Annotated in this window: 4 protein-coding genes; 3 read left to right on the top strand and 1 reads right to left on the bottom strand. The window is 61.8% G+C overall.

Features of this window, described 5'->3' with window-relative positions:
- Positions 1-15: 15 nt before the first annotated feature.
- On the bottom strand, positions 16-345 hold the full coding sequence (gene erpA, locus MOV61_RS09670) for an iron-sulfur cluster insertion protein ErpA (RefSeq protein WP_038542373.1): 330 nt from the start codon (positions 343-345) through the stop codon (positions 16-18).
- Between the two features lie 136 nt (positions 346-481).
- Between erpA and MOV61_RS09675 the strand changes: the two genes are divergently transcribed.
- From MOV61_RS09675 to MOV61_RS09685, 3 genes are all read left to right on the top strand, one after another.
- Positions 482-1,699: a deoxyguanosinetriphosphate triphosphohydrolase gene (locus MOV61_RS09675; protein WP_038542376.1), complete on the top strand. Its 1,218-nt coding sequence runs from the start codon at positions 482-484 to the stop codon at positions 1,697-1,699.
- Between the two features lie 62 nt (positions 1,700-1,761).
- A complete protein-coding gene (gene argS / locus MOV61_RS09680) occupies positions 1,762-3,519 on the top strand; it encodes an arginine--tRNA ligase (protein ID WP_038542378.1) in 1,758 nt (585 codons plus the stop codon).
- A 67-nt stretch (positions 3,520-3,586) separates the two neighbouring features.
- On the top strand, positions 3,587-6,165 hold a 2,579-nt coding region (locus MOV61_RS09685), incomplete at its 3' end, for a hypothetical protein (RefSeq protein ID WP_247136409.1).

The raw sequence follows: 6,165 nt of genomic DNA on the forward strand, positions 1-6,165 counted from the left end.
TAAGGGAGGATGTTATCAGATCGAGAAACTGGTGCCGCAGCCGCAGCTGGCAACCGCATTCGGGTTCTTGATCTGGAAGGATTGGCCGAGCAGGTTGTCGACGAAGTCGATCTCCGAGCCTGCCATATAGACGAGCGAGAGGCTGTCGATCAGCACCTTGGCATTGCCGTTGGCGATCACCACGTCGTCGTCCCCAGGCGCTTCGGCAAGATCGAACTTGTAGGAGAAGCCCGAACAGCCGCCGCCTTCGACCGAGACGCGCAGCGCCTGCTTGCCCGCTTCGTTGCCGACGATTTCGGCGATGCGCTTGGCCGCCGCATTTGAAAGAGTTACATTGGTTTCCATATTATCCGCCTCCTGCCGGGTTCAAGGCCCGGAGAGATTCCTGTCACCGGCATTGCGCACAGCTCCACTATAGGTATGAAGACGTGAAGGGCACGTCAATGGGCGGCAGGCGGCGGATGAACAAACAGGTGACGGCATGACGATCGATACCAGGGCGCTGGGTTTCGGCAGTGGCGAGCGCGCGGTCTACGCCGCCAACCCCTGGGCGTCGCGCGGGCGCCTGTTTCCCGAAGACGGCAGCCTGACGCGCTCGGAGTTCCAGCGCGACCGTGACCGCATCGTCCACACCACCGCATTCCGGCGGCTGAAGCACAAGACGCAGGTGTTCATCAGCCCTGACGGCGACCATTACCGCACCCGGCTGACCCATACGATCGAGGTGGCGCAGATCGCCCGTGCGCTTGCCCGCGCCCTGAAGCTCGACGAGGACCTCGCCGAAGGCGTGGCGCTGGTGCACGACTTCGGCCATACGCCATTCGGTCATACCGGCGAAGATGCGCTGGATGAGATGCTGAAGCCCTATGGCGGCTTCGACCATAACGCCCAGTCGCTGCGCATCGTCACCAAGCTCGAACGCCGATATGCGGATTTCGACGGGCTCAATCTCACCTGGGAAAGCCTCGAAGGCCTCGTCAAGCACAATGGTCCGCTGCTCAGCGCCACCGGCGAGGGCACCCGCGGCCCCGTGCCGCAGCCGATCCGCGACTATTGCGAACTGCATGATCTGGAACTTGCGAGCTATGCCAGCCTGGAGGCGCAGGTCGCGGCAATCGCCGACGATATCGCCTACAACACCCATGACATCGACGACGGGCTGCGCTCCGGCCTGTTGACCTTCGAGATGCTCGATGATGTGCCCTTCCTCGCCAAGCTGATGGCGGAGGTGAGGGCACGTTATCCGCATCTCGAGCCGAGCCGTTTCGCCCATGAGATCATGCGCCGGCAGATCACGCACATGGTCGAGGACGTTATCGGCGTGGCGCAGCACAACCTCGATAAGGTGGATCCGCAGAGCGCCACCGACGTCCGCTCCGCTGGGCATGTCATCGCGACGTTCTCTGGGGAGATGGCCGAAACCGACCGCTGCATCAAGAAGCTGTTGTTCTCGCGCATCTACCGGCATCCGGACATCATGCGCATCCGCGCCGGCGCCTCCCAGATCGTCTCGGATCTGTTCGGCGCCTATATGAATGATCCGTCGCTGATGCGCAGCCACTATTGGGTCAATCACATTGCCGGTCTCGGCGAGACCGCAAGAGCCCGGCATGTGGGCGATTATCTCGCCGGGATGACCGATACCTTCGCCATCAAGGCGCATGGCGAGCTGTTTGACCAGACTCCGGATTTGCGCTAGGCACCGCCACCAATGACACTGGCCAGCAAGGGTCCTCGGGCATGTATCGGGGATAATTGAACATGAATCTTTTTGCCGACTTCGAAACAAGAATTAAGAACGCTTTGGAAAGCCTTGATATTATCAAGGAAAAGCGAAGCGAGCTTGATTTCGGCCGTATCGCAGTCGAGCCGCCGCGGGACCAGAGCCACGGCGATGTGGCTACCAATGCCGCCATGGTTCTGGCAAAACCGCTCGGCACCAATCCGCGTGCGCTCGCCGATATCATCGCCGAAGCACTGCGTTCGGATGCTGACATCAGCGAAGTTTCCGTGGCCGGTCCCGGCTTCATCAATATCCGGCTCGGTGCTCCCTACTGGCAGCGCCTGCTCGCCTCGATGATTGCCGAGGGCACGGATTACGGCCGCTCGACGATCGGCGCCGAGAAGAAGGCGAATGTCGAATACGTCTCGGCCAACCCGACGGGCCCGATGCATGTCGGCCATTGCCGTGGTGCTGTCGTTGGCGATGCGCTGGCGAACCTGATGGAATTTGCCGGCTACGACGTGGCCAAGGAATATTACATCAACGATGCCGGCAGCCAGATCGATGTTCTGGCCCGCTCGGTCTTCCTGCGTTACCGCGAGGCTCTTGGAGAGACGATCGGCGAGATCCCCTCGGGCCTTTATCCGGGCGACTACCTCGTGCCGGTCGGGCAGGCCCTGGCGGAGGAATACGGTTCGCGGCTGCACAACATGCCGGAAGATGCCTGGATGCCGATCGTCAAGGACAAGGCGATCGACTCGATGATGGCGCTGATCCGCGACGACCTCGAAGCGCTCAACGTCCATCACGATGTCTTTTATTCGGAACGGACCTTGCATGCCAATGGCGCGCAGCGCATCCGCCAGGCGATCAACGACCTCACGTTCAAGGGGCACGTCTACAAGGGCACGCTGCCGCCACCGAAGGGCCAGCTGCCGGAAGACTGGGAGGATCGCGAGCAGACGCTGTTCCGCTCCACCGAAGTGGGCGACGATATGGACCGGCCGCTGATCAAGTCGGACGGCAGCTATACTTACTTTGCGGCCGACGTTGCCTACTTCAAGGACAAGTTCGACCGTGGTTACGACGAGATGATCTATGTGCTCGGCGCCGACCACGGCGGCTATGTCAAGCGCCTGGAAGCCGTCGCGCGTGCCGTCTCCGGCGGCAAGGCGAAGCTCACCGTGCTCCTCTGCCAGCTCGTCAAGCTGTACCGCAATGGCGAGCCTGTGAAGATGTCGAAGCGTTCCGGCAACTTCGTGACCCTTCGCGAAGTGGTCGACGAGGTCGGCCGCGACGCGGTGCGTTTCATGATGCTCTACAGGAAGAGTTCCGAGCCGCTCGATTTCGACTTCGCCAAGGTGACCGAGCAGTCGAAGGACAATCCGGTGTTCTACGTGCAGTATGCCCATGCGCGCTGCTCGTCGGTGTTCCGGCAGGCAAAGGAAGCGTTCCCAGGGCTCGATTTTGCTTCGCTCGACCTCAAAGGTTCGAGCAGCCTGATCAACGATCCGAATGAGATGCAGCTGGTCGCCAAACTTGCGGAATACCCCAGAATCATTGAGGCTGCGGCCCAGGCTCAGGAGCCTCATCGGCTTGCTTTTTACCTCTATGATCTGGCAAGTTTCTTCCATGCGCATTGGAATAAGGGTAAAGAACAACCGGAATTACGCTTTGTTAACGATAAAAACCGAGAATTGAGTATTGCCAGGCTTGGGCTGGTGCATGCTGTCGCCTCTGTTTTGAAGTCAGGACTTGGGATCACGGGCACTGCGGCACCGGAAGAAATGCGGTAAAATATCGCCACCATTTCCCCACATTGCACTGGCATATGCGTTGTAATGTAGGTGAGTGGACGAGGTAATGGCCGATAACAACCTTGCGCGTAACCGGAATGATTTACCGGACTTCTTTGCCGATGATGATCCGCTGGCAGAACTCGCCCGCATCGTAGGCTACGACGATCTTCCCGTCGCTGCCAGGCCCGGATCGTCTTCCGCCGATACTTCAGCGTCTGGGCGGCGAGAGCCGGCATTCAATCTCGAAGACGAGCTCCTTCAGGAGTTCGAGCGCTATGATGCGCCGCGGCTCGATCCTATCCACGATATCGCGCTTGACGATGTGCCCCGGTCATTCGCCGAGCCTGCTTCCGATGCCGCAGTGGCTGCGCCGCCGGTGGAGCCGGAGGAACTGGAGTTCGTTCCGGCTGAGCCGGCCGCGATCGAACTGCCGCAGGCTTTTCTGCCGGCCGATAGTGCGATCAGCGAGCGCGGCGATCAGCTGTTCGGCGACGAAGAGCCGCCATTGGCGTTTGATGCCGTCGACGAGAGCGTGGCCTCCGATCCGATAGTCGAACCGGCTTTCGAAACCGCACGTGTGGAACCCGTCTTCGATCTGCCCGATTTTCCGACAGCTGGCGCGATGTCTCCCGCCACGTCGACAGAAGAGCCGGCGGAGGAATTCGATCTCGCGGCTGAGTTGGAAAACTCGATCGCGGCCGAACCGGTTGCTGCAGGCCAGCCCGAGGTGAGGTTCGAGCCCGAGGCGAAAATCGAGCCGGAGGTCCGGTTCGTGCCGCAAGCGACCTTCGAACCTGAAGCAGCCCCTGAACCTGAAGCAGCCCCGGAACCCGAGGCAGCTTTCGAGCCGGAGGCGAGATTTGAACCGGAGCCAAAGGCAGAGAGGGGCAAGGGCGCCTATATTCCTGGCTTCCGCATGCCGCTCACCAATTTCAGCGTGGCACGAGATGTCTCTGCGGCCTCTGCACAGGCGGCTGTAATCCCTTCTCAGGCGGCCGCACCTGCACCGAACGAGTATGCTGTCGAGCCTCCGGTTCTGGACGATCTCCCGAGCCCGAAGATCGAGCCGGCACCGGCTGCCGAACTGCAGATTTCTGCAAAGACCTCGGAGGCGCAGGAACTGCAGCCTGCGCCCGTCGCGGCCACGTCTGTTACATCGACCGGTCAGAGTGCCGGTGCGTCGCAAAAGGATCGGTTCTCCGCGCTCGATGAACTGATCTACGACGTCCAGCGTTATACGCTGCCGACATCCAACGGGCAGCCGCTCGCGACCCCTGTGGCGAACGCGCCCGAGCTTGCCGCAACGCCTGCTGTCGCACCCGTGATTGCCAATGCGACGGTTGCCACGCCTCCGGTTGCCGAGGTGCCGTCTCTAGACGACAAGGATCCCTTCTCTGATGAGGAATTCGAGTTGGCGCTCGATGGCCTGGAACTCGACCTTGCCGAGATCGTCGTCGAAGAGACGCAGAAACATCCGGTTCAGGCGACGCCTGCGGCGGCGGCTGCTGTAAAGGCCGAACCTGCCGCCCCTTCGGCGATGCCGGCCGCGCGCGTTGCGCCCATCGCTGTGGCGGCACCGGTTGTGGAGACGCAGGTTGACGAAGAGCCCGAATCGATGGCCGACCTGCCATTCGATCCGGCTCAGATTGCCGATTCCGAAGACCAGGTGGAGGCGATCGCCGAGCTCGACGTGCCGTCGCTGCCGGCAGAAGAGCCGGAACAGCCGCCGGCCTATCGTCCCGATTACGAACTCGACATCGATGCCGAACTTGCGACGCTGCTGGCAGCCCCCGGCAAGTCGGCCCCGGCGCCGGCGCGCAAGCCTGAGATTGATATCGCGCAGAAAGGCCAGCAGGCTGCTGCCGAAGCGAGCCGTTCGCCGGCCTATACCGATCTCGACGATTTCGAACGTGCGCTGGAAGAGGATTTTCGCCGCAGCCTGACGACGCCCTTGCCGGCGGCGGAGCATGAGGAACTGCATTATTCCGACACCGATTATGTCGCGACGGTCGAGAACGCCCGCCGTTCCGTCCGCAGCTGGGCCATGCCGCTGGTTCTCGCCGGCGTCGTGATCCTTGGCGGTGCCGGCGCCTATGCGTTCCTTGGCAGCAGCGTTTCGAGTGTCGTTTCGGGCGGCGAACCGGTCATCATTGCCGCCGACAAAGAGCCGATCAAGATTGCGCCGGAAAATCCGGGCGGCAAGACTGTCCCCAACCAGGATAAGGCTGTCTACGATCGCGTCGCCGGCGTCTCGCCGAAGGATCCGAAGCAGCGCACGCTGATCTCCTCCAACGAGGAGCCGATCGACGTCGTCCAGAAGACCTTGATGCCCGATACGTTGCCGCTCGAAGGCGAGAACGATATCGAGCCGACCGATGTCGGCGAGACGGAGGATCCACGCCTCCTGCCGCAGGATCGGACTGCGCAAAACAATACCTCTGCTGAGCAGCAGCCGGTGACCGTCATGCCGCGCAAGGTCAAGACGATGATCGTCCGCCCGGACGGCAAGCTGGTCGAGCAGGAAATTGCAGCGCCGGCACTCGCCGCACCGGAAGCGCCGAAGCTGCCAGCCGCCGGCGCAAAGCCGGTCGAAACGGCGGCGGCGTTCACCGCTAATCTTCCGCCTTCCACGCACTCCACACC

Source organism: Neorhizobium sp. BETTINA12A (assembly GCF_023006485.1).
Taxonomy (GTDB): Bacteria; Pseudomonadota; Alphaproteobacteria; order Rhizobiales; family Rhizobiaceae; genus Neorhizobium.